The organism is Acetatifactor muris (assembly GCF_024623325.1).
Classification (GTDB): domain Bacteria; phylum Bacillota; class Clostridia; order Lachnospirales; family Lachnospiraceae; genus Acetatifactor; species Acetatifactor muris.
Map to the genome: position 1 here is coordinate 71645 of NZ_JANJZD010000019.1, position 23176 is coordinate 94820.

General features: G+C 42.7%; 21 protein-coding genes and 1 pseudogene. 2 read left to right on the forward strand and 20 right to left on the reverse strand.

Annotation, left to right across the window (positions count from 1 at the left end):
* Window positions 1-11 precede the first annotated feature (11 nt).
* The 18 genes from NSB25_RS17580 to NSB25_RS17665 all read right to left on the reverse strand — a co-directional run bounded on the left by NSB25_RS17580 (window position 12) and on the right by NSB25_RS17665 (window position 18654).
* Window positions 12-1133 (reverse strand): O-antigen ligase family protein, encoded by a 1122-nt coding sequence (locus tag NSB25_RS17580; RefSeq protein WP_146040101.1) that lies wholly within the window; start codon window positions 1131-1133, stop codon window positions 12-14.
* A 153-nt stretch (window positions 1134-1286) separates the two neighbouring features.
* Window positions 1287-2459 carry a Coenzyme F420 hydrogenase/dehydrogenase, beta subunit C-terminal domain gene (locus tag NSB25_RS17585; protein WP_103240791.1) on the reverse strand — a complete coding sequence of 391 codons (1173 nt, stop codon included), beginning with the start codon at window positions 2457-2459 and terminating at the stop codon, window positions 1287-1289.
* On the reverse strand, window positions 2446-4005 hold the full coding sequence (locus NSB25_RS17590; RefSeq protein WP_207656171.1) for a lipopolysaccharide biosynthesis protein: 1560 nt from the start codon (window positions 4003-4005) through the stop codon (window positions 2446-2448). Before NSB25_RS17590 ends, NSB25_RS17585 begins: the two co-directional genes overlap by 14 nt.
* A 9-nt stretch (window positions 4006-4014) precedes the next feature.
* Complete coding sequence (locus tag NSB25_RS29260) at window positions 4015-4491, reverse strand: acyltransferase (protein WP_103240789.1); 477 nt, start codon at window positions 4489-4491, stop codon at window positions 4015-4017.
* A 9-nt stretch (window positions 4492-4500) separates the two neighbouring features.
* Window positions 4501-5568 carry a polysaccharide pyruvyl transferase family protein gene (locus tag NSB25_RS17600; protein ID WP_103240788.1) on the reverse strand — a complete coding sequence of 356 codons (1068 nt, stop codon included), beginning with the start codon at window positions 5566-5568 and terminating at the stop codon, window positions 4501-4503.
* Window positions 5565-6728 (reverse strand): glycosyltransferase, encoded by a 1164-nt coding sequence (locus NSB25_RS17605; protein ID WP_103240787.1) that lies wholly within the window; start codon window positions 6726-6728, stop codon window positions 5565-5567. Before NSB25_RS17605 ends, NSB25_RS17600 begins: the two co-directional genes overlap by 4 nt.
* Before the next feature lie 58 nt (window positions 6729-6786).
* Window positions 6787-7881, reverse strand: a complete 1095-nt coding sequence (locus NSB25_RS17610; protein WP_103240786.1) for an N-acetyl sugar amidotransferase — start codon at window positions 7879-7881, stop codon at window positions 6787-6789.
* Window positions 7882-7912: 31 nt separating this feature from the next.
* Window positions 7913-9019, reverse strand: coding sequence for a glycosyltransferase (locus NSB25_RS17615; RefSeq protein ID WP_103240785.1), 1107 nt, complete (start codon window positions 9017-9019; stop codon window positions 7913-7915).
* 4 nt (window positions 9020-9023) lie between these two features.
* Window positions 9024-9566 carry an acyltransferase gene (locus tag NSB25_RS17620; protein ID WP_103240784.1) on the reverse strand — a complete coding sequence of 181 codons (543 nt, stop codon included), beginning with the start codon at window positions 9564-9566 and terminating at the stop codon, window positions 9024-9026.
* Window positions 9563-10636, reverse strand: coding sequence for a Gfo/Idh/MocA family protein (locus NSB25_RS17625; protein WP_103240783.1), 1074 nt, complete (start codon window positions 10634-10636; stop codon window positions 9563-9565). The genes NSB25_RS17620 and NSB25_RS17625 overlap by 4 nt, the downstream gene beginning before the upstream one ends.
* Window positions 10637-10720: 84 nt before the next feature.
* The gene (wecB, locus tag NSB25_RS17630; RefSeq protein WP_103240782.1) at window positions 10721-11791 is read right to left on the reverse strand and encodes a non-hydrolyzing UDP-N-acetylglucosamine 2-epimerase; all 1071 of its coding nucleotides are present in this window, start codon (window positions 11789-11791) and stop codon (window positions 10721-10723) included.
* A 166-nt stretch (window positions 11792-11957) separates the two neighbouring features.
* Entirely contained in the window at window positions 11958-13280 is a 1323-nt protein-coding gene (locus NSB25_RS17635) for a nucleotide sugar dehydrogenase (protein WP_330406162.1), read from the reverse strand.
* 43 nt (window positions 13281-13323) lie between these two features.
* The gene (locus NSB25_RS17640) at window positions 13324-14550 is read right to left on the reverse strand and encodes a glycosyltransferase family 4 protein (protein WP_103240781.1); all 1227 of its coding nucleotides are present in this window, start codon (window positions 14548-14550) and stop codon (window positions 13324-13326) included.
* Window positions 14551-14554: 4 nt separating this feature from the next.
* Window positions 14555-15247, reverse strand: coding sequence for a sugar transferase (locus tag NSB25_RS17645; protein ID WP_103240780.1), 693 nt, complete (start codon window positions 15245-15247; stop codon window positions 14555-14557).
* The gene (locus NSB25_RS17650; RefSeq protein WP_103240779.1) at window positions 15248-16546 is read right to left on the reverse strand and encodes a DegT/DnrJ/EryC1/StrS family aminotransferase; all 1299 of its coding nucleotides are present in this window, start codon (window positions 16544-16546) and stop codon (window positions 15248-15250) included. It lies immediately after the preceding gene.
* A 364-nt stretch (window positions 16547-16910) separates the two neighbouring features.
* Complete coding sequence (gene loaP / locus NSB25_RS17655; RefSeq protein ID WP_242982509.1) at window positions 16911-17480, reverse strand: antiterminator LoaP; 570 nt, start codon at window positions 17478-17480, stop codon at window positions 16911-16913.
* Window positions 17461-18135: a recombinase family protein gene (locus NSB25_RS17660; protein WP_172455180.1), complete on the reverse strand. Its 675-nt coding sequence runs from the start codon at window positions 18133-18135 to the stop codon at window positions 17461-17463. Before NSB25_RS17660 ends, loaP begins: the two co-directional genes overlap by 20 nt.
* 6 nt (window positions 18136-18141) lie before the next feature.
* Window positions 18142-18654 carry a transcription termination/antitermination NusG family protein gene (locus NSB25_RS17665; RefSeq protein ID WP_103240777.1) on the reverse strand — a complete coding sequence of 171 codons (513 nt, stop codon included), beginning with the start codon at window positions 18652-18654 and terminating at the stop codon, window positions 18142-18144.
* Window positions 18655-19329: 675 nt separating this feature from the next.
* Here NSB25_RS17665 and NSB25_RS29735 point away from each other — a divergent pair.
* A pseudogene (locus NSB25_RS29735) lies at window positions 19330-19536 on the forward strand (AAA family ATPase); the annotation flags it as partial.
* Between the two features lie 135 nt (window positions 19537-19671).
* Entirely contained in the window at window positions 19672-20298 is a 627-nt protein-coding gene (locus tag NSB25_RS17675; RefSeq protein WP_103240776.1) for an FUSC family protein, read from the forward strand.
* 10 nt (window positions 20299-20308) lie between these two features.
* Here NSB25_RS17675 and NSB25_RS17680 read toward each other — a convergent pair whose 3' ends face one another.
* Together NSB25_RS17680 and trkA are read right to left on the reverse strand one after the other, a co-directional pair.
* Entirely contained in the window at window positions 20309-21763 is a 1455-nt protein-coding gene (locus NSB25_RS17680) for a TrkH family potassium uptake protein (protein WP_103240775.1), read from the reverse strand.
* 13 nt (window positions 21764-21776) lie between these two features.
* Window positions 21777-23135: a Trk system potassium transporter TrkA gene (trkA, locus tag NSB25_RS17685; protein ID WP_103240854.1), complete on the reverse strand. Its 1359-nt coding sequence runs from the start codon at window positions 23133-23135 to the stop codon at window positions 21777-21779.
* Window positions 23136-23176: the final 41 nt, after the last annotated feature.

A 23176-nucleotide genomic window follows, 5' to 3' on the forward strand; every position in this document is an offset into this window, starting at 1 on the left:
TTCCTGCAAACTTAATCACAAATATTTACATTTTTTACGCCGGTCGCCAATGTTCTTCTCATAGCAATATTGTTCGGTCGTATATCTGCAAACCCTGCTGCAATGGCTATAAAATATGTAACAACAACATTATAGTCATAAAGCGGATTTCCAAAAAAGCCATAAATAATCACAAATACCTGCATATAGAAAGAAAAGAAACTACTCATTTGACTTCCTTCGTTAATTGATCTGCCTTTTATCCTCACATATGTCATACGCAAAGTAAGCCATAATGCCAACAGCAATATAATAAGTCCTACAATTCCCTGTTCAGCCCACATTTGTAAATATATATTATGTCCCAGATGTCCATCATAAGTAAATTTACCAACTGAATTTACACCACTTCCAAGAAAAGGTCTCTCTCTTATGGTCAATAACATTCCATTCATAATTCGTACTCTTGTAAATATAGAAAAATAAAATAAATCATATAACTGTTTATAAAATATAATGCACAACAGTATAATGGGAAAAAAAGTCACACTGCTTGTTATTAATAATTTTCTTTTAATTGCCTTTCTGCAAGTTGCACAGTATACTGCCAATATTGACAAAAATGCGGCAATTAATAAGCCTTTTTTCCCAGTAAACAGCATTCCGCCCCAAGAAGCATAAAATAAAATACGTGTTAACTTGTTTCCGTGCCCCACACGCAATTCTGCGAAAAACAAGCCGATCAATATTGCAAAAAAAAAGGCATTTGTACCCGTCTGACCAGAAATCCCCGCATAAAAATTAAATTCCTTTGCCCATCGCACTACTGTCTGCTGTACATTATCTGTATAGAAATACCGGGTAATTTTTAATGCTTGTTCAGTAAAAATAACACTAAAGTAAGTAAATATCAAATGAAAAAGACATCCGGCTTTAATCCATTTATAAAAAACAGTTTGCCATCCGGAAAGTTGTGTAAACCAAAAACCTATTGCAATAAAATTTAAATATACTATCGAAAATTTTACAGCATCAGCAATGCTTATTGCATAAAAAACCGTAAAGAACATATCAATTATCAGGACGACAAAAAGCCCCCACCAAGCCCTGTTGTTTATCCTAACTTCACAATATATCCCTTCCAAAATAATCATAAAAAAAATTACATCCATTATTAAGTATAAAAAATTATCATTAGCAAACAAATGCTTAAAACATATGTAAAACATCACATATGCAAACCAGACATTATAAATAACATTTTTTCTTTTTTTCATATCAACTCTTCACTTTACAGCCATTTACCATTACTTATGCACTAATCGTTTTACCTGATTCCAAAGTCCTGTCTTTATAAGCGCCTTCTTAATTAACTTTCTTATTTTTCCTTTTAAACCACCGCCCAAATACTTTTTACATATAAAAGCAAATCCTCTGTCTAAATAATCTTCCCAAAACTTATCATAATTGTTCGGTCGCTTTACCGGGTTTCTCAGTGAAGGCTGCATACAATCCTCAATTTCAGTCTCCACCACAATAACATTTTCTGATATATGGGAAAAATACTCCTGCCCTTCAGGCGTATTGACTAAAACCAGTGAAACGCCTTTATCATCATCAAACTCCGGGAATACGTGTTCAATTCCCCAAAAATCTCCTATTGTAATGTCACTTTTCCGATATAAATTGGCATACTTACACGAAAAGCATGAATTTCTCAAAATAAAAGAAGAAAAAAAAGCCTGAAAAAAAAAGTCATAACTGGGGCTTTCCAGGTATTCTTTTTGATTCATCTGAATTTTCATACTAAATTCATGCCATCCCCAAAGTTTATCCCGGAAATAAATATTCTGGATTTTTCTCTTTCTACTGATATATGCCAAATAATCCTTCCACACCCGCGGACTGTTTACGCCATGACAAATCAGATCACAGGTCACAAGTCCATCTTTTTTACAGTCTTTCAGATACTGTTTCAATCCATCCACCTGACATGGACATCCCGTGAACAGAACCGTTTTATCCGCCATCAAGTCTTCTTTTACAGACTTGAAAATACCAGCCAGATTACTCTGAACATATTTAGAGCCCTGCATTTTACAGACATCACCAAGGCTCTCTCCCCTTAAATGAAGTACTTGAAAATCTTCGTCAAAACATGCTCCATATACAGTTCCACCTCTTTGAATGATATCTTTTGCCAATTCATAAAATACTCCTCCAGAGCTACTATTCCTACGTATATTTTCGTCTCTGTTTTTAACAGCGAATGCTTTTAAATCCTTTTTTTCTCCCTTACCCTCCTGATTATTTAATGGACACACACTCCTGCAGCGTCCACAATCTATACATTTTTTCTCATCAATGTATGGATACTCAAAACCATGAGCATCACTCTTCATTGTAATTGCCCCCACCGGACAAATAGACATACACGCTGAGCAGCCGCAACAATCTTCTTTTTCTCTAAACAGCTCCATGTCTCCTCTTCCTCATTTCTTTTATCCGCTTCCAAATACCTGTTATTTCCTTCTGATTACATACGCCTCCCACAATTAAAATGACCAGGCATGCGTATATTACTATGATTATCGCATTTCCAACCCATTGAAAGTAATTGTCACACACCACCTTAAAATGAAAAAACGGCAAACATATAATTAAAATTTCTGCAAATGAACATAATACCTTTTTAAATGTCTTTATAACTGGCAGTTTTGTAATGTTCTTGGGTATGTAAAAAAACAAATCAATGTCCCTATACAAATTGGACAAGATAGAACCCCAGAGTATTCCTGCCAATCCAAATTTTGGTGCCAATATAATTCCGCCCACAACTGCTATCATACCCTGAATCGTTGTCTGCAATTTTGTCTCTTTATAATGACCCGCAGACATTACCAGCATTCCCTGGGGTGTTTTCAAATTATAGAGTAATGCATTAAGAATGAATAGCATTCCCAGATATGGCTCATAGTAGTTTACATCTGTGATTCCAGCTGTATATAACCCAATAAATGACATAATCATAACAAATGACACACTATAGATAAGTGTAATTAAACTGTAATAGGCAAACTCAAATTCCTGATATGTTTTTTGCAGAATTTCTGTTTGTTTTTTCGCAATAATATCACCGAACGATGCGGAAAGTCCGTTTGTAAATATTCCGAGGATACCTGCTATCCCGCCAATTATCATATTATAGACACTGTAAATACTTACTGTCTTTAAATCAGTAAAAATGGTTGCAATAATTACCGGCGCACCTGTATGCACCGCCCCCAGAATCTGTAAAAACAAAGCATCCCAGCGCTTGTTTAATGCCTGATTATTCGGCGACACTTTATAATCTACATAAGTATAATTTCGTTTAGAATACAAATACAAGACAAGACATCTCAGCAATATGGAACTAAGGGCAACCGCTTTTACTATAACGATATTTATCTGCAGAATTGCCATGCCCACTAAAATAATTGTATTTGAAATGATATACAATATTGATGAAATGGAAATAACATATAATTTTTGATCTGCTGTCAAAAGAGCCCGGTACTTTCCCAATGTAAAGAATTCCATCACACCTGAAGAACCCAAAATCAATACCAGTAAGAATACCTGCCAATAGCTCAGTCCTGACACTTTAACAGTCATAGGATACATAATCGCCAGGCCCATAACTAAAGTCAAGAAAGCATATCCCGAGATCATGTAAAATCTTTTTGTTGCAACAACAATTGCGCTGATTTCTCTATAATTATTATCAGCCAAAGGCTTATACAATGCGTACACGGCTGCACCAGACAAACCAGCCTCTACCAAATTGAAATATGTGATAAATTGAGTAATCGAAGTGATTAATCCATTAATTTCAGAACCATAATATTGCAGCATTATTCTAGGTGTAATAAAACCTATCAGCAATACTACAATTTGATAACTTGCAGCAAAAAAAGTATTATATAAAAATTTGTCGGTTCTATTTAAGTTTTTCTTTGTTTTCAAATGCCTGTGCCCTTTCACCAATAACCCTCATTGCCCCCCCCCGACAACTACTTCATAAGGCATTACATCTTTTGTTACAACTGCACCTGCACCGATAACACACCCATCGCCCAAAGTTACTCCTCCCAAAATCTGGGCCCCATAGCCAATCCATACATCGTCCCCAATTATAATATCTGCTTCCTTATTCCCCTGTTCTCTGATCAGGACCTTTCTATCTTTATAAAAATGCATATCCGTTCTCAAATGAACATTATAAGAAATCAGGCAATTTTTGCCTATCTTTATATAAGCGTTTGGTGAAGCAATTAACTGTCCACCATTTACGTAACTATTGCTGCCAATCATTATGTGTTCAGGATATTGCAATTTAACTTTACCAGAAATGAATGCATTCCCGGCAAGGTTATTAACTATAGACGAGTTATAGACTCCTGCCATTTCCTCAAATTTATATTGTATGGTTAATATGAGTTTTCCTACCAACCTTTGAATCTTATGCATTTATAGCTCCTATTCAGTAAGCCTGTCCAAAAACTCCATAGACTCTTTTTTCTTACTCATCAAATTCTCATTAATAGTTGTATAATTTATTATATCTGTAAAATCTGGTTTCGAATCACTTACAATTCGGTTTTCAATACCTGCAATTTTTAATATACTTTCCAGACGAGAAAACAATTTCTCCAATTTTATAACCCAGAACTGTTTCTCCATAATCAAAGATATCGCTACTGCGTGAAATGAATTGGTAACAATATAATCTGCATATTTTACCAAGCCCAAAAACTCTGTAGGAGAAACGCATGGATATACTCGATCTACTTTGTACCTATTATTAATGCGGTTTATTTGTACTATCTTTAAATTCCGGGAAACAGCTAAACTACGAGCAACTAAAATACAATTTTCATTGACTTCTGCCTCATATAATAAAATATAATTTTTCACTTTAGGTTTTATCAAAATAGATTCATAATGTTCTCTGGGCAATAAAAAAACAGGATCTAATACCTGCTTTACACATGAAATGCCAATCGCAGCAAATGCCTTCTGTAGACCTTCTTCCCGCACTGATATCTCACTAAAATCCCATATATTTGTCTTCAGTTTTTCCATAAATGCTGTTGATAATTCATCCTTACCGGCACTTGCAGCATAGGCGGCCTTTCTTGCTATAGTATTAAATCGCAAAAAGTATCCTGCCTCCCAACCTGTAAGTTCATCATTCCATACCTGATCGCTCCCAACAATGTACAGATCAGGTTGCTCTATTTTTTCAATATCACCAGCCACTTTACAAATTTCAGTTAAGACAATAAACTTTTTTGAAAACTGTATATACTTGACTTTTTTATATATATTTACTGGAAGCAGCATCAGCCCCTTCAACAATTGGCGGGTACCTATGCTGCTTAATATCGCAGACCAACCAGAATTCCTGCGTTTCATAATATCAGGAATGTAATTTACTACCTTTACTTCATGTCCTTTCAACTGTAGATATTTTTGCAACGCATATTCCTGTAATGCCGCACCAACATTCGTGGTATTGCAAAAAGTAATCGTATTTATTTTCATATAAGCCTGATTCCTCCATCACAACACGCATTATAGGCAGAAACAATTTTATCAAAAAGTTTTAAATAACTTTTAGCATTGTTTTCCCAAGTAAGCTCTTTAGATGTTTCAAATCCCTTATTTGCTATTTCTCTACAATAATCGGAATAAGTTAAACACTTTATCACAATATCCGCTATATCTTCGCTTTTACCCGGATTAATCAGGAAACCGTTTTCTTCATTTTTTATGATATCTTCAATGCCTTCTCCCCTTGTTCCGATTACAACGCATTTTTGCGACAACGCCTCTATATACACAATTCCAAATCCTTCATTAATACTGGGCATTATAAATACCTGACTCCTGGCCATATGCTCCAAAACTTCTTCATTTGCTAAGTATTCGTAAAAGGTAACAAATTTGTCAATCTGTAAATCTTTGCAAAGTTGTTTCAGTTTTGCCTCTTCGTCTCCCCTTCCAATTATTTCCAGCCGCGCCTGCGGATATTTTTTCAGTATCTTTTCAAATGCTGCTATTGTTAAATCTGTATTTTTTCGCTTAATCAAACTTCCCACCTGTAGCAGGGTATAAGGCTCTTTTGCAACAGATAGGGACGGCAACATGTGAAAACCATTCATAATTACGCTAATCTTCAGGGACGGACACACTTCAAGCAACAAATTTTTCAGTTTCGAGCTTACCGCAACAATATAATCTGCATTTTTGCAGATTTTAGCAAGATATTCTCCTTTTCCTAAATTTATCTCTGCTATCGTGTCGGAACCATGAGTTGTTATCACTACAGGAATGTGATACTTTTCCTTTAATTTAACAGCCAGATGACCATCAAATCCAATAGTATGTGCATGTATAATATCAATAGAATATTCTTTCAGTATCTTTTTGACAGCGGAGGCAACTGTCCTATAGCCGAGTAAATTATTAATACTGTATTTCCCGTAATTAGAAAATGACAGACAATCCACATACCAAATAGGTATATCATCAATTACTGTATGAGAACGATTTTTTAAATACCTATATCTTTTCCCAAATACCGTTGGTACCACCACATTCACATTATGCCCTTGCTTTACAAACTCTACCACCTGACTATGAACAAAGCTAACATACGGGCTTCCATCATCCTGATAATGCGCAATTACTAAAATATTCATTCTCTGACTACTCCCTTGCTCAGCAGGAAAAGACACTTTATCTTTATTTGCATGATTCTTAATTTAATATTTTTCTCACAGCTTTGCCAAACTTATCAGTTCGAAATTCCTCATGCTCATGTGTCGGTGCTTTCATAATTTCTTCAAATTCAGTATCATTTATTCCCAGCCTGTCTTTAATAATTCCAATATATTCTTCCATCACTTCATCATATACAGGCTCCTGCAATTCCTTCAGTGCCTCTTCCCGTGTCATTTGTCCTGAAACAATCATGCTGGAAAGATGTGATGTTCTCTTATCCACTCCGAATTTTTCAGGATACCAATAAGTTTGAACGAAAGCTGTCAATATATTTTCCAAATGTTTTCTTCCATAATATTCAAACCCGCAAAAATCATATAGTTCTCTAAAGGCCCGTTCCCGATTATAATCAATATAATTCAAAGGTCTCAACGATATTGCACGTCCCAATTTATCATTTACATACTTTTCATAAGAAGATATAAACTGCAGCTTATCTATAGGCTTTAATCCAAAACGTTTATGAATATCCCTTATATTCACTGTATCCATAGCATTAAACACATGATCTTTTTGTAGTATACATTCCAATGCAAAATTGCCACCTGAAACAAAATATTTTAATTTCTCATCCACAACTGTTTTGTATAGAAATGCAAATAAAATATTATCCTGTGGAATTGCAAGATTAGGTACTCCTGCTCTCATATAGGCCAGTGTCAGTGCATTAAACTGTTCCGGATCAGGTGTAATGGTTCGCAGCTCCATTCCTGTTTTATCACATAGCCGTTTTATATTCTTTTTTGAGATTTCCGTATCAAATCCATCATCTATATGTACTGCCAGAATACGTAATCCCCAAGTATACCCCAAATACGCCAAATAAGATGAATCCAACCCTCCTGATATTCCCATAACGCAGTCATACGCTTTATCATGATTTTCCTGTTTAATTTTAGCAAGCATTGCTTTAAGTTTTTCTTTTCCATTTTCATTTGGAAAATATACTGTTGTGTTAATTTCAGCTAAAGCATCTGTACAATAATTACAATATCCGTTTTCATTAAATCTGATTGTTTTATCAGAGGCATTATTCATAACACATCTTTTACAATATATAATTTTTTCCATACGATAACCTCCCGATTTTTACTCAAAGCAATTATGTAAGGCACTTATATGCATATAGCAGTTTCTGCTCTTCCAAAGACCAATTATATTTTTCCAACACTTTCTTTTGTCCCCGTTCCCCCATCGCTTTTGCTTCTTCTCTGTGATTCTTAATATAATTTAGACTCTTAACCAAATCGTCAATATTTTTTGGTTCTACACAAATACCACATTCAGCTTCATCAACTATTTTTTTCCAGGACATAAACTTTGTGCAGATAAGAGGAATTCCTGACATCATGATTTCAAAAATCTTTGTATTGCCCAAGGTCCCCTGAGTCCAATTAGTATTATTAGAATAGTCAATAACTGCAACGCCTGCCATCGCATCTTTTAAGAGCAGCATAACCTCTTCATGCGACAGTACTCCACGATAATCGACTGCTTCCCACTCTTTATATGATTGCAATTCTTCTACATAATTCGCACTGTCCATTCCACACAATACATACTTTATTCCGACTTTGTAAGCTGCCTTCATTGTTGTCAAATGATTCCATTGTGGATCAATTCCACCTGCAAAACAAATGTATTCTTTATCATTATTTTTTTGAATACATTCTTTTACCAATATTTTATCAATCTGTGGATAATTCGAAACAAGAACCGTATTCCTATTATATTTTCTGAGCTTTTCTTCAATTAAGCAATCTACGGTAATAATCAAATCTGACTTTCTTATATATTTTCCGATGAATAATTTATATATTGGTTCAAATATATAGCGAATCCATTGTGGAATATATTTCTTGTCAGCAAATATATCCACAATATTTTCATGACTGTCAAAAATAACTTTCTTTCCTCTTCTTTTCATTTTGACAGCATATGGAAGTAACTCAGGATCATGAAAGTGATATACATCTGCATCTACTTTGCTTGCCACTTTATAAGCCTTTTTCGAATAAAAAAATATACGTTTGAATCTATTCGTCGGCATTTCTCCAATCCCATGAATCTTAACTCCGCTTTTTTTTTCGCTTTTCCCAGAAATCACAAGATGAACATCATATCCATTTCTTGCAAGAGACACACATTCTTTTTGAAAAATTCTGATATCACTTGCTAAATGAGCACTTGATACATGACAAACTTTCATCACTTCATCGGTTCTCCACTTTCAATTTTTTTCCGCAGTCCGGACATACTAAGTTTTTATCCAGCACCTGACCGCATTCGCACACCCAGCCACTCTGTTTAGCGGGTACTCCTGTCATCAATGCATGTGGTTTCACATCCTTCGTCACAACTGCTCCCGCAGCTACAGTTGCAAACTCCCCTATCGTATGGCCACATACAATTGTGCAGTTTGCTCCTAATGTTACATCATGTTTGATCAATGTTTTTTTATATTTATGCTTTTTAGGATATCTGGAACGAGGCGTCAGATCATTCGTAAAAACACATGATGGCCCGCAGAATACGTAATCCTCTAATTCCACACCTTCATATATAGAAACATTATTCTGAACTTTGACGCCTTCTCCAATAATAACATTATTGGCCACATTTACATTCTGCCCTAGAGAACAGCCCTTTCCTATTTTTGCTCCAGACTGTATGTGACAGAAATGCCATACTTTTGTTCCTTCTCCAATTTCTACACTTTCGTCTATATAACTGGATGGGTGAATATATGTGTTCATCTGTCAAATCTCCCTCTAAAATCCACCGTAGCACAGTCCTCCAATGGCAACCTGACCGCTTTCCCCTCAGCTGCCGACTTATAAATTGCAAGCACAAGCTCCAAAGCCCTCTTTCCTGCTTCCCCATTCACATAAGGCTCCCTGTCATTCTGTATTGCATCAATCACATCCGCATACAGCGGCGTATGCCCAAAACCATATACATTCGGAGGATTCTCCGCAAACTCTGCAATGACTTCTTCCGGTTTATCCTGCGTATCTGCAAATCTCCACTCTTCAATCCGGTTCACAGACTGACCGCCGGCTTTCACAGTTCCTTTTTCTCCAAATAAATAGAGGGTCTCTTCCAGATTCTTAGGATAGATGTCTGTGGTCCCCTCTACAATCCCATATGCTCCGTTTTTAAATTTGATAAGTGCAATTCCCAGGTCCTCGGCTTCAATATAGAAATGATTCAGCTGGTCCGTCATCCCAACTACCTCATCTACTTCATCTCCCATCATCCAGCGGAGTAAATCTATATTATGGATACACTGATTCATAAGCGCTCCGCCGTCCTGCTCCCAAGTGCCCCGCCACTTTGCCTGCGTATAGTAATTTTCGTTTCTGCACCACCGGATGTGTGCCGTTCCGTAAAACATACGTCCAAAGCGACCTTCCTCCAACGTTTTCCGTATTTTCTGCACAGATTTATTAAATCGATTCTGGTGGCTTACACAGACCTTTACACCTTTTTCTTTTGCAGCCTGAATAACTGCATCCGCATCGGCCAAAGACAGTGCCATGGGCTTTTCAATAATCACATTACAACCCGCTTTTATGCAATCCAGTGCTATCTCCGCATGTTTCCCTGATTCTGTGGCTATCGCCACAAGTTCCGGTTTTTCTTTTTCCAGCATTTCATGGTAGTCGGTATATTGAAGAACATCTCTTAGCTCAAATTCAGATGCCTTTTCCAATAACATTTCTTCATTGATATCACAGATTCCTGTAAACTCCAGTTCATTTGCTTTTGCAGCTGCAATGTGGTTCGGTGATATCCGTCCGCAGCCTATTAACGCATACTTCATGTCTGTATTTTCCTTCCTGCTACAATAGTATTTTCATTCATGGGCCTGACAGTCAGGCTGGTTTATAAATTCCCTTTTCCTGATTCAGAATTCTTCAAGCTTCTGAACAATCTTCTCCCCTGCATGTCCATCTCCAAAAGGCTGATACCCTTCTTCTATGGTCTGTTCTTCCGCCAGCTTCTCCTGAATGTCATCCGCTTTCGGTGCAGCCAAAGTATTCCTGTTCCCAACCATTGTCTCCGGCCAACAGACAAAATCAAGTATTGTCACACATTTTTTCCCGGCAAAAAAGGCCTCTCGCTGAAGTCCGCCTGAATCTGTTACTATCTTTTTTGCATGGTTTACAAGGCAAATACTCTCCAGATAACCTACTGGTTCTGTCAGAATCAGATTTTGGAAGCCCTGTTCTTTCCTGAGTCGCATCGCTCTCAGCTTATTTCTCGGATGCACCGGATATACAGTGGGGGCATCAAGACGTTCCATTGCGGTAAATATTTCTGTCAGATCCTTATCATCTTTTGTATTTTCTTCCCTGTGACAAGTCAAATAGTAATATTCTGCCGGTACTTTTACAGTACTTCCTTCAAGTGTCTTAAACTCTATTTCCTCCAGCGTTTTTTTCCTGCTGTATCTGATAAAAGCATCGTACATCGGATCGCCTACCAAGCATGCCCTGTCTGCCAATCCCTCTATCTCCATTTCCTTCATGCCACTCTGCGTACTGGCAAGAAGCAATGCGGAAACATGGTCAGTACATACCCTGTTAATTTCCTCCGGGTTTGTCATACAGTGAGTCCTTGCCCCGGCTTCCACATGGCAGATTGGAATATAGAGTTTTGCCGCCGCAAGAGCCGCAGCCAGAGTAGAATTGGTGTCACCATAAAGCAACAGCCAGTCCGGCTTTTCTTTCAGGAGTACTTCTTCCACTCCCATCATCATCTTCCCTGTCATCGCCGCATGGCTTCCCCCTGATATGCCCAGATTATAATCTGGCTCCGGGATATCCAGCTCTTCAAAAAACTGTCCGGACATGTTATAGTCAAAATGCTGTCCGGTGTGTACAAGCACCTCAGTATGTTTTTTTCTAAGCTCCTGAGAAACCACTGCTGCTTTGATAAACTGTGGTCTTGCTCCTATAACTGTCACTATTTTCACGATTCCATTACCCGCATTTCCTGCCTTACCCCGCTAATTTCTTTCATCCTTCTCATTTCATTGAACTTCGATTTCCCCAGACAAATCCGGAGATTTCTTACTCTCTTTTGCTTCATGATTTGGCAGCCTGGCCAAACTGTCATGTTTTAGCTTCCTTCAAAGCCAATCACAGCACCTCTATATTCTCCCGCTCTCCAATACCCGCCATCACATTCTTTGTATCGAAAACAGCTTTCGCATACTTCTGCACCATCTCGTAATCCACATTATGATGAGCCGCCGTCACCATCACAAGGTCAAAAGCCTTCACAATCTCCGGTGTCAGTTCCTTCAGACTCTTCCCGCTCTGTCCATACATGTTTCTAAACTTCGGCACCCATGGATCATAATACTCCACATCCGCTCCCACCTTCCGCAGCTCTTTCATCACTCGGATGGCAGGCGACTCTCTGTAATCATCAATGTCATTTTTATACGAAACTCCCAGCATCAGAATTTTCGCTCCATTGATTGCTTTCCTGTGCCTGTTCAAGATATGCATGGCCCGCTCCACACAGTATTCCGGCTGACTGTCATTAATCACCATAGAATTCTCAATGAGCGTGGTATGGAAATCATATTCCCTTGCCTTCCAGGTTAGATAGTAAGGATCCAGTGGAATACAGTGTCCTCCCAGGCCCGGCCCGGGATAGAAAGCCTGAAATCCGTAAGGCTTCGTCTTTGCCGCGTCGATCACTTCCCAGACGGAGATACCCATCTCGTGGCACAGACGGCCTATCTCATTAATCAACCCTATATTGACATTGCGGTAGGTATTCTCCAGAATCTTTTCCATCTCTGCCACCGCAGGAGAAGATACCGTGAATACTTCTCCCTCAAGGACAGCGCGATACATGGCGCTGATCACTTCCGCTCCATCCTCGCTGCAGGCTCCTACTACTTTAGGCGTATTCTTTGTCTTGTAAATCAGGTTGCCGGGATCTACCCGCTCCGGAGAAAATCCCAAATAAAAATCCCGGCCGCAGGTGAGACCGGAACCTTGTTCCAAAATGGGCTTTATTAATTCTTCTGTGGTTCCGGGGTAGGTGGTGGATTCCAGGACCACCATAGTTCCCTGTTTTAGATGCTTTGATACTGCTGTGGCCGACTCTCTGACATAGCTGATGTCCGGCTCCTGATGACTGTCAAGGGGTGTGGGAACGCATATGGCAACAAAATCAACTTCCTTTATAAAGGAAAAATCATTTGTCGCCGACAGCTTTCCACTTTTCACCAACTCTGCCAGATCAGAATCCACTACATCCCCTATATAATTGTGGCCTTCGTTCACCAGCCTGACCTTTTCCTTCTGTATGTCAAAGCCAATGGTCTTAAATCCGGCCTTCGCCTTCTCCACCGCCAGCGGCAGGCCCACATAGCCTAACCCCACTACTCCGGCAACAACCTGTTTTTGTTCAATCTTTTTCAGCAATTCTTCTTTCATACTCATCCTATGCACTTCCGTTTCTCTCAAAATTTTTGTTAACATCCATTCACCTGAAAAGTTCTGCAAACTGCTTTCCCAAAGCATCATAAGTAAAGCAGGCCAATACCGCCTGCTTTCCCCGCTCTCCCATCTTTTTTCGTTCTGATTCCGGCATGTGGAACAATCTCTCTATATTTGCAGCAATTTCCCCTGCATGTTCCGGCTTTATCACAATCCCACATTTATACTCCTCTATTGGAGAACCTGATGTATCTACGGCAAAAAGGACAGGCTTTGCCGCCATCATGGAATCATACATTTTGTTTAGGCAGACACCGAAGCGCCTGTACAATGCACAAAGCAAAGAGCCTATAAAAGAACAGTCAAAATACTGTAGTAATTCCGGTACAGACTTTTTCGGCACCGGTGGAAGGAAAACCACATTTTCTATCTTTTCTTCCTGTGCCCGTTTTATTAATCGCTCCTTCTCTATGCCCTTTCCTACCAGAACAAATCGAATTTCTTTTTCCTTTATCTGTTTCGCGGCATCCAGCAACACATCCAATGCATTGGATAAAGCATGTCCGCCAAAATACCCGACAATAAATTTCCCTTCTGCCCTCAGCTTTTCCAGAATTTCTCTATGTTCCCCTGGCAAAGGCTCCGGATTTTCCCAATCCTCCCTGACAATTCCATTTGGTATTGCAACAAACTTTTCCGGCCGCATCCCATGCTTTATCATGTAGTCCTTTGCCAACGGAGGTAAGGATACCACCCGGTCCGAATGCCTGTAAGCGGAATTCTCCGCCACCTGCATCAACGCCACAAAAGGGTGATACCTGCCCATGCCTCCCAGCTCCGTTAAAGTGGCAGGCCACATATCATGCACCTCATGAATCATCCTGGCTTTACCTTTCCTCGCAATCTTCTGTCCCGCATAGGTATCCAGCGGGTAGGTGGAAGAGGTAATTACCACATCCGGTTTCCACGTCCCGGCAATCCTCCCTGCATTTCTCCACAGCTTTCCCACGAACCGAAACATTGTTAGCGCCCGTTTTGCACCATTACCCTCATACTGCCCTGCTTTCAGCCAATGATACCTGATTCCGTCGATTTCTTCCGTCTGAAAATCCTGGGAAACCTTTGGATTTCTGATCCTCAGGTGGGAATAATCCGCCGCTATAATGTCCACGCGGTGTCCAAGTTTAATCCATTCCCTTGCAAAGTAATAGGGCCTGAATTCCATCCCCATCTCAGGCGAGCCGGCATAATGATTGATCAGCAATATATTCATTTCTCTAATCCCTCCGCATGACAGCTGCCACTGTCCGTCCCAGGACCTTCACTTCATTCCACAGACTGAACCGTTCCAGCGCCCACAGATTCCACTTCATTTTTCCCGGAAGTACCTTTTCCACGTATACCTGATCCACGTCCTCCGCCCCATCCAGCAACTGTGCTTCATCCTTATATCGGACACTGGCTTCCGAAGTAATTCCCGCTGGCAATAATAAGGTGGCTCTCATTCTTCTTGTATAACGTTCCACATATTTCGGTACCTCCGGTCTTGTCCCAACAAATGACATGGAACCATTTAACACATCAATCAATTGCGGAAGCTCGTCCAGCCGATATTTTCTTAGAACAGTTCCAACCCTGGTAACCCGTGTATCTCCCATGACAGTAACCTGCGTACCGAATCTGTCCGCCTCCATAATCATGGTTCGAAATTTATGAATTCGAAATTTCTTCCCATATGCAGTGATACGTTCCTGTCGATAAAATACTGTTCCCGGTGAATCCATTCTGATTATCAGGGCTATACCCGCCATGGGGACAGCTAATATAATCAGCAAAATACCCGCCATAAAAAAATCAAAAATCCGCTTCACCGCAAGTTCTCCGCGACGTTCATACAGTATGTCATAATATGGCCTGACTTCCTCCAGCCGCAGGAACACCGGAAGATTTTCCCACTCTCTAAGTATCATCTACAAATATTCCTTCAAAACCCGGCAATAACTCTCCACCGCATATTCCGCCTCCTCATCCGTAAGCCTCGTATGCAGCGGAAGGGTTATCTCATTCTCATAGAATCTCACAGCATTCGGATACCTCTCCGACGCATACCCCAGCGCTCTATATCCGCTCATCAGGGGTAGGGGCTTATAATGGACATTACATACAATCCCTGCCTCCCCCATCTTCCGGATAATCTCATTGCGATGTTCCCTGGTAATGCCCGGAACTCTCGTGATATACAGATGCCCGGAGGATAGATGATCCTTCGTATAATGTGCCAGTGTCTGTATGCCTAATGGCAGAAGCGCTTGATCATACCTCTCAATCAGCTCCCGCCTTCTGGCCAGCATTCCCGGATACCGCTCCAGCTGCTTCAAACCTATGGCTGCCATGATATCCGTCATATTGCATTTATAAAGAGGCGCTATTATGTCATACTCCCATGCTCCCAGCTGGGTTTTGGCCAATGCATCTTTATTCTGTCCATGCAGGCTGTACAGCTGAAACCATCTGTAGATTTCTTCGTCATCCACGCCATCTATCGTTTTCCACGTGGACGCTCCGCCTTCTGCCGTAGTAAAATTTTTCACCGCATGAAAGCTGAAAGAAGAAAAATCCGCAAGGCTGCCTGCCGCAATCCACTCATTGTCCACCTTTTTCCTGGCGCCCATGGCATGGGCGCAGTCCGCAATTACCATGACCCGGCCCAATGTACTCTGAATCCGCTTACCCAGGTCTGTGGAAGCAGTTGCGGAAAATTTATCTCTCTGCCTTTCGACAGCTCTGTATATTCTGTCATAATCACAGATGACACCGCCCAGATCTACCGGCACAATGGCTTTGGTTCTGGGGGTTATGGCTTCTTCCATGGCGTCATAGTCCATCTCCGGAGAATCCGGCTGACTGTCCACAAATACGACTTTTGCCCCCACATGCAGTGCGGCGGCGGCCGTGGCCGTATAAGTATAAGCCGGGACAATGACTTCATCCCCCTGACCAATCCCGGCAATTCGGAAATTCAGCTCCTCCGCGGCTGTGGCAGAATTCAGGCACACAGCCCTGTTCGTTCCGAAATATCCGGCCAGCTGCCTTTCCAGTTCCTTTGTCCTGGGTCCTGTGGTAATCCAGCCGGAGCGGAGTGTTTCCGCCACTTCCTCTATCTCCGTCTCACTTATATCCGGCGGACTGAAGTCAACATGCCATTTCACCGCATCCCTGTCTGCCAATACCGTTTCTCTCTTTTCCCCTGTATAAAATAATCTTTCCATCTGATATTCGCTTTCCCACTTTCGTGTATGGGTATCTTTAATAGAATCAAAAACAGATTCTATTATGTAAATTCTATTTCCATGAATTAAAAAAAGTGCCTTCGGCACTTTTTTGATCTCATCTCCAACTGATGTGGCTTTTTATATATAGTAAAAGCTTTCCTTTGACGCCATTCTATTTTTATCTGCAACTGACAACGGTCCTTTCTGTAATTAAAAAGGCAAGGCTTCGCCACCCCGACGCATGTCCCATGCCCCGGCCTGTGTCAAAACCAGTCTGTCCATTACCCTCCTGCACAGCGCATGACGCGTCAGATGCATTCGGCAATTTCCTGTCTTTTATACCCTCAAAATCCATCTGTTTTTAATCTGCCGCCCGGATCTCCCGGATCTCCTCCGTCCCCTGCCTGGACACCACGCCCAGTCCCAATGTCACTTCCACAGTCCGCCCCAGCAATGGTATCTCCATCACCACCAGCCTCTTGTGACGAAGTATCTTTTTCACTTTTCCATTGAAATCCTTCAGAGCTCCCTCCGTGACAATCAGGGTGTCCCCTTCGATATACCCTTCCGAATATCTGGCAATATGACCGTCCCCGCACAGCCGCCGGAGTCTCTCCTCTTCCTCCGGGTGAATAGGCGACATTTTCTCGCCGCTTTTCAACACCCTGGTCATGGCGGGAATCTCTTTCAGGCGCATATGAAAATCTTCAATTCGATCCGTCTCAACAAAAAGGTAGCCCGGAAAGAGTCTGGACATCACCAGTGTCCGCTCTCCACGGACTTTGGTCATTCGCTCTGCAAAGGGGACGAAGATGTCCTCCCCTTCCTCCAGTATCCTCTCGCGGCATTTTTCACAGATATCCGTCTCCATACCTGTATAGACCTGCATTACATACCACATCTGCCGCCTGTCACCTCTTTTCGGACCCATGCGTTCCTGCCTTCACCCACTTCCGGAAGGTTCCCGCATCCACCCCCAGGATATCGGCTGCGCTTCTGGCAGAAAGCTCTCCTCTGTCCCATCGCAGCCGGATACTCTCGAATTCCCGGGGAATCTCCTTCGGTTTTCTCCCCAGCGGGATTCCCTTCTGTCTCGCCCTGGCTATCCCTTCCGCCTGCCTGCGTCTTTTATACTGCCTCGACTGGTCAAAATGCTGCATCACGCCCAGTGTAATCCTGGCCACCACTTTCCCCAGTTCCTCTTCCTCTATTCCTGTATTTGATAATGGCAGCTCCAGCACAATGATGCCTGCCTTCTTCCCAATTGTAATATACCGCCACCGGTCCATCAGCTCATAACAGTCCCTTCCCAGCACGTCAAGGCCTGTTATAACCAGGGTATCGTTTTCTCTCAGCACCTTCAGCAGAGTCTGGTAAGCCGACCCTGAAGCCCTGTCCTGCGTACCATGCTCCCTCTCAGTCTCCGGTATATTCTTCCCCTGCCTCTTCACAGAGTTGCCATCCCCCTGCTCCTCCAGGAATACATTTTTCGGTTCTACCCCGAAATCCCAGAGTGCCATCAGCTGTCTCTCTGTGTCCCGACTGTCTGCGGACGCTCTCACATATCCATAGAAATTCCCCTTCACGGATATTCACACCTCCTGACCTGCAATCTCAATCCCCAGATACAGTACCTGCCGCTCTCCCATGAACTCGGCCTCCACTTCCGCAATCCTTCTGTGAAGGTCCATTTTTCTTACCAGATGGCTCACCTTCCTGAGGGGGCCGGAGACACAGCAGATCCTGCCATTCTCTTCCACTCTGACTTCTGACAATCCGATTTCTCCTGCTTCGTCCATAAGAAGTTCCAAGAATTCTGATTCCTCTGTTTTCACGGTAGTAACAAAAGTATCTGCGTCAAAAAGAAGCTCAGGTCCGGACGTTCTCTTTAATTCCCGCCCCACCTCTTCCGGCCGGTCCGTATCTATGAACACATATCCCGGCAGCAGCGCTTCCCGCACTGTCCGCCACTGTCCGCCGTATTTCTTTCTGCGGCTTCGGGTCAGATGAAAGCACCTTGCGTTTACATCTTCTAACAGCAGGCCGGATACAAAGGCTTCTGTCTTTGCCTCATGTCCATCCTTCACATGCACCGCGCACCACATGGCAGCCACCTCCATTTTTCCTTTCCCGCCGCTTTAGCCAGATCCCCGCACCGGAATATCTTTTCCTCTGCTTTTTCTGCATTTTTCAGCTTCTCTTCTGCATTTTTTCCGAATATTCCCTCTCTCCTTCGCATTCCCGTCGACTCCGGCCATCCTTTCAAACCCATAAAAAGTCCGATAACCAGTAGTTTACCGTTATGTTGATCCTTCCCGGAGACTCCAGCCGTCTCGAAAGCCTGTAAAATCAAGGGTTTCTAAACACAGGTGTAAAAAATTGTATACTTTTCTGCACAGCTTTTTCTTTTTTGAATATCGTTAATAAATAATCTCAAAAGAAAAATAACACTTTCTTTTTTGTGCAAAAGCGACAAAAATAAGCTTTTGCAAGCTAGGCTTTACTATAACATACATCATATCCATTTGCAAGAGCCTTTATGAAAAAAAGTATACCTTTTTGCACAGCTTTTTTTAAATGATATTCAACAGGAGCCAAAAGAGATTTACTGTAAATGACTGATTTGAATAAAAGAGAGTGCACAGAAATACAAGAATCTGCCGAAAAATTTAGAAGATATGCTTCTGATACATTGCTTGCCTCAGCCTCCACGTCATGTTAAAATGATGCCATAATAAACATTCCAAAAACCGAAGGAGCTTCACACTATGGGCACATAGTTGAATCCAGATAATACAGCATTCCGCAAAGCGCTGAATTCAGAAATTTATATAGACAAAACAGATCTGATCTCCATCACCAACAGCCGGATAAATACAACCGACTGTTACCTTTGTGTCAGCAGACCACGCCGCTTTGGCAAGTCCATGGCAGCGGATATGCTTGTGGCCTATTACAGCAGAGGATGCGATTCCCGCGGCTTATTCATTCCGTGTCGTAAACTTTCCTGTGAAATTTGTTCCTAAAAAAATACTTGCCCACATTCCCGGTCCAAAAGTATAATGGTTGAGAAATCAGTAACGCTTACAGAAAGGGCATGATTGTATCTCGGAACTCACAACATGAAAAGCAACAGAACCCAACAGAATACTACTATATCAGAATATTCAGAAAAACAGAACACTATTATATCTCCGCAACCGGAGCGGCACACCCCAATCCATGCACCGCTTCCAGGCCTGGGCCTCCGAAGCCTGAAAACCGCCCTGGCGGCAATGCTCACGGCTCTGCTCTATGCCTTTCTGCCGGACAGCAACCCGACCTTTGCCTGTATCGGCGCTGTGTTCGGTATGGGTGCGGATATGGAGGAATCCCGCCGCAGCGGAGGGAATCGCTTCTTTGGAACAATCATCGGAGGATTTATCGGCCTCGGACTTTACTGGCTGGAGCACCTGGCATTTCCGGAAGGATGTTACTGGCTGCGTCTCCCGCTGATTTTCCTGGGTATTGTCATTCTGATAGCACTGTGTGTGCTGTTTCACTGGCCAGGGGGCGTACAGCCGGGCGGTGTGGTATTGTGTATCATTTTGTTTAACACACCGGCGCACCACATTGACTATGCCATTCATCGCATGCTTGACACCGGCGTGGGTGTACTCATTGCACTGGCGGTGAATTATCTGCTGCCGCGAAACAGGCTGGAACACTGGTTTCATCTGGAACAGAAGAAAAAAGAGGAGAACCGCTGAGCGTCTCTCCTCATCGATGCTTCCAGGTCGTCCTGGAGAACAGGATCAAAATGGGGAAAATCTCCAGTCTTCCCGCCAGCATATCCCAGGCCAGCACCAGCTTGGAGAAATTACTGTACATCGCATAATTGCAGGTAGGCCCCACCATCTCAAAGCCGGGCCCGATGTTGTTAAAGCAGGCAAAAACAGCGGACAGATTTGTAGTGATGGAAAATCCGTCCACCGAAATCAGCAGAAAGCTTAAAATAATTGCAAGCACATATGCAGCCAGATAGGCGTTGGTATTCTGAAGCACCTTTTCCTCTATGGGCTGACCGTTGACACGCACCACCTGCACCTTCTGCGGGTGTACAATTTTCTGTACACTTCTGTGAAGACTCTTAAATACCAGCAGCGCTCTTCCGCATTTAAATCCGCCGCCTGTACTGCCTGCGCTGGCGCCGATCAACATCAGACACAGCAGAATCGCCTTGGAAAGTCCCGGCCAGAGCTCGTAATCTGTGGTGGCGAATCCTGTTGTGGTCATGATTGTCACTACCTGAAAAGACGCATGACGCAGTGTCTCACTGAATGTATCGTAAAATCCCTTCAGATTCAGAGTAATCAGCAGAATACTGCCCACTGTCACTCCCACATACAGCCGAAGCTCTTCATCCCGGAACACATTCTTAAACTGCCTGAGCAGCAGCAGATAAAAACAGCTGAAATTCACCCCGCATAAAAACATAAATACCGTGCAAACATTCTGAATATAAGGGCTGTACCCCGCAATACTGTCATTCCGAACCCCAAATCCACCGGTACCCACCGTTCCAAAAGCAGTGCAGACAGCCTCGAACAGATTCATCTCCCCCAGCAGAAGAAAGAACACATCCAGCACGGTCAGCAGAATATAAATCAAGTATAATATACTTGCAGTTTTTCTCATTTTAGGCACCAGCTTGCCCACATTTGGTCCGGGACTTTCTGCCCGCAGCAAATGCATGGTATAGCCGTTGTCGTTTCCTCCCATAGAAGAGATGGCAAGCAGAAATACCAGTACTCCCATACCTCCCAGCCAGTGACTGAAGCTCCTCCAATAGAGAATTCCCTTTGGAATATTCTCCACTTCCGGCAGAATGGACGCCCCGGTGGTGGTGAATCCGGACACAATCTCAAAAAAAGCATCCACATAATTAGGCATTACACCGGACAGAAAAAAAGGCAGACAACCCAGCAGGCTCATGACAATCCAGCTTAATCCCACACAGGCCAGTCCTTCCTTTGCATAAAACTTATTTTTGGATCCCCTGCAAACCCACATCAATAGTCCCACTACCACAAGAATTGCCGCCAGCGTCCACATAAAGGCCCGCACCACGGCAAACTCTCTCTCCCACAGACTGATCAGCATGGCAGGCACCATAAATACTGCCTCCACTATCAGAATTTTGCCGATAAATCTACCCATCATTTTATAGTTCATATGCAGCCTCGCCCTATTCGAATATGTCGTTTAACTGATAGATACTTTTGTCCCTGCCGGTCACAATATAAACGATATCACCTATATTAAAGTAGGAATCACCATTTGGGATTTCCATTCTCGCCCCTTTTGCAATGCACACCACAAGCACATCCTTTTTCAATCGAAGTGTCTTAAGTGCCTTGCCGCAATGCCTGGTCTTCTCATCCACCAGGAATTCCATGGCTTCCGCCTGACCGTCGGCGATAGTGTGCACCGTCAGCGCCGCTCCTGTCTGATTTTCCATGGCACGCACATACTGCACTATGGTATTACAGCACAGCTCCTTCGGACTGATGACACTGTCCAGAGACATGCTTCCCAGAATGCTTGTATTTTCCATATGTCCCAGCTTTGTAATCACCTGCGGAACATTACAGCTGGTACCGTAGAGAGAAATGATCATATTCAGCTCATCCAGCCCGGTCATAGTCACCAGCGCATCGCAGTCCGATATTCCCTCGCTCTCCAGCAGAAATTGGCTGCTGGCATCCCCCTGAATAATACAGGCGGCAGGCAGCTGCGCCGCCAGCTGCCTGCATCGCCCGGCGTCCTTCTCAATAATCTGCAGACCGATGCCGCTGTTCTCCAGCTGCTTTGCCAGATAGTAGCTGATTCTTCCTCCACCGCAGAGAATCACCCGCTTTGTTTTATGGGTAATGACTCCCAGATTCTTCAGCAATACCGTCAGTGTGTTGGTAAAAGCCGTCACAAATATCCGGTCACCCTCCCGCAGCACAAAGTTCCCGTTAGGCGCCACTGCCTTCCCGTTTCGCAGAACGGCACAGACCAGAATCTTACACTTGACAATGCCATACATATCGTTCAGGGCCACGTCGCAGAGCTTGCTCCGGCTGTCGATTCTCAGCTCCACAATCTCCACTCGTCCTCTGGTAAAAGTATCCCTTTTTAAAAATCCAGGATATTTCAGCAAGCGTTCAATCTCCACTGCCGCCTGCCGCTCCGGATTTACCGCCATGGAAAGGCCGAACATCTCCCTCATGGCAAATATCTGATCCATATATTCCGGATTGCACACCCTGGCAATGGTATGAATCTTCTCATTCAGCGCATGAGCCGTCATACAGCACAGCAGATTCAGCTCGTCTGCCCCCGTCATGGCAATCAACAGGTCCGCTTCCTTCACTCCCGCCTGCATCAGGACACCCATGGAAGCACAGTTCCCCTGTACCACCATAATGTCGTAACGTTCTTCGCTGGATTCCAGTACCTTCAGATTGGAATCAATCAATGTCAGATCATACCCCTCGGCAGACAGCTGACGCGTCAGCGCAGCCCCCACCTTACCGTTGCCGGCAACGATTATCTTCACCGCTATCAAACCTCATTTCATTTTCTTTTATTCCCGCAGGC

Bases quoted from the DNA above. Each gene is read 5' to 3' on its own strand.
- NSB25_RS17600 (WP_103240788.1), bottom strand. From the start codon at position 5,568: ATGAAAATAAATACGATTACTTTTTGCAATACCACGAATGTTGGTGCG.
- NSB25_RS17610 (WP_103240786.1), bottom strand. From the start codon at position 7,881: ATGGAAAAAATTATATATTGTAAAAGATGTGTTATGAATAATGCCTCT.
- NSB25_RS17620 (WP_103240784.1), bottom strand. From the start codon at position 9,566: ATGAACACATATATTCACCCATCCAGTTATATAGACGAAAGTGTAGAA.
- NSB25_RS17640 (WP_103240781.1), bottom strand. From the start codon at position 14,550: ATGAATATATTGCTGATCAATCATTATGCCGGCTCGCCTGAGATGGGG.
- loaP (WP_242982509.1), bottom strand. From the start codon at position 17,480: ATGGGTCCGAAAAGAGGTGACAGGCGGCAGATGTGGTATGTAATGCAG.
- NSB25_RS17645 (WP_103240780.1), bottom strand. From the start codon at position 15,247: ATGATACTTAGAGAGTGGGAAAATCTTCCGGTGTTCCTGCGGCTGGAG.
- NSB25_RS17635 (WP_330406162.1), bottom strand. From the start codon at position 13,280: ATGAGTATGAAAGAAGAATTGCTGAAAAAGATTGAACAAAAACAGGTT.
- NSB25_RS17605 (WP_103240787.1), bottom strand. From the start codon at position 6,728: ATGAATATTTTAGTAATTGCGCATTATCAGGATGATGGAAGCCCGTAT.
- NSB25_RS17615 (WP_103240785.1), bottom strand. From the start codon at position 9,019: ATGAAAGTTTGTCATGTATCAAGTGCTCATTTAGCAAGTGATATCAGA.
- NSB25_RS29260 (WP_103240789.1), bottom strand. From the start codon at position 4,491: ATGCATAAGATTCAAAGGTTGGTAGGAAAACTCATATTAACCATACAA.
- NSB25_RS17675 (WP_103240776.1), top strand. From the start codon at position 19,672: ATGAAAAGCAACAGAACCCAACAGAATACTACTATATCAGAATATTCA.
- NSB25_RS17650 (WP_103240779.1), bottom strand. From the start codon at position 16,546: ATGGAAAGATTATTTTATACAGGGGAAAAGAGAGAAACGGTATTGGCA.
- NSB25_RS17680 (WP_103240775.1), bottom strand. From the start codon at position 21,763: ATGAACTATAAAATGATGGGTAGATTTATCGGCAAAATTCTGATAGTG.
- NSB25_RS17625 (WP_103240783.1), bottom strand. From the start codon at position 10,636: ATGAAGTATGCGTTAATAGGCTGCGGACGGATATCACCGAACCACATT.
- NSB25_RS17665 (WP_103240777.1), bottom strand. From the start codon at position 18,654: ATGTGGTGCGCGGTGCATGTGAAGGATGGACATGAGGCAAAGACAGAA.
- NSB25_RS17580 (WP_146040101.1), bottom strand. From the start codon at position 1,133: ATGATTATTTTGGAAGGGATATATTGTGAAGTTAGGATAAACAACAGG.
- NSB25_RS17585 (WP_103240791.1), bottom strand. From the start codon at position 2,459: ATGGAGCTGTTTAGAGAAAAAGAAGATTGTTGCGGCTGCTCAGCGTGT.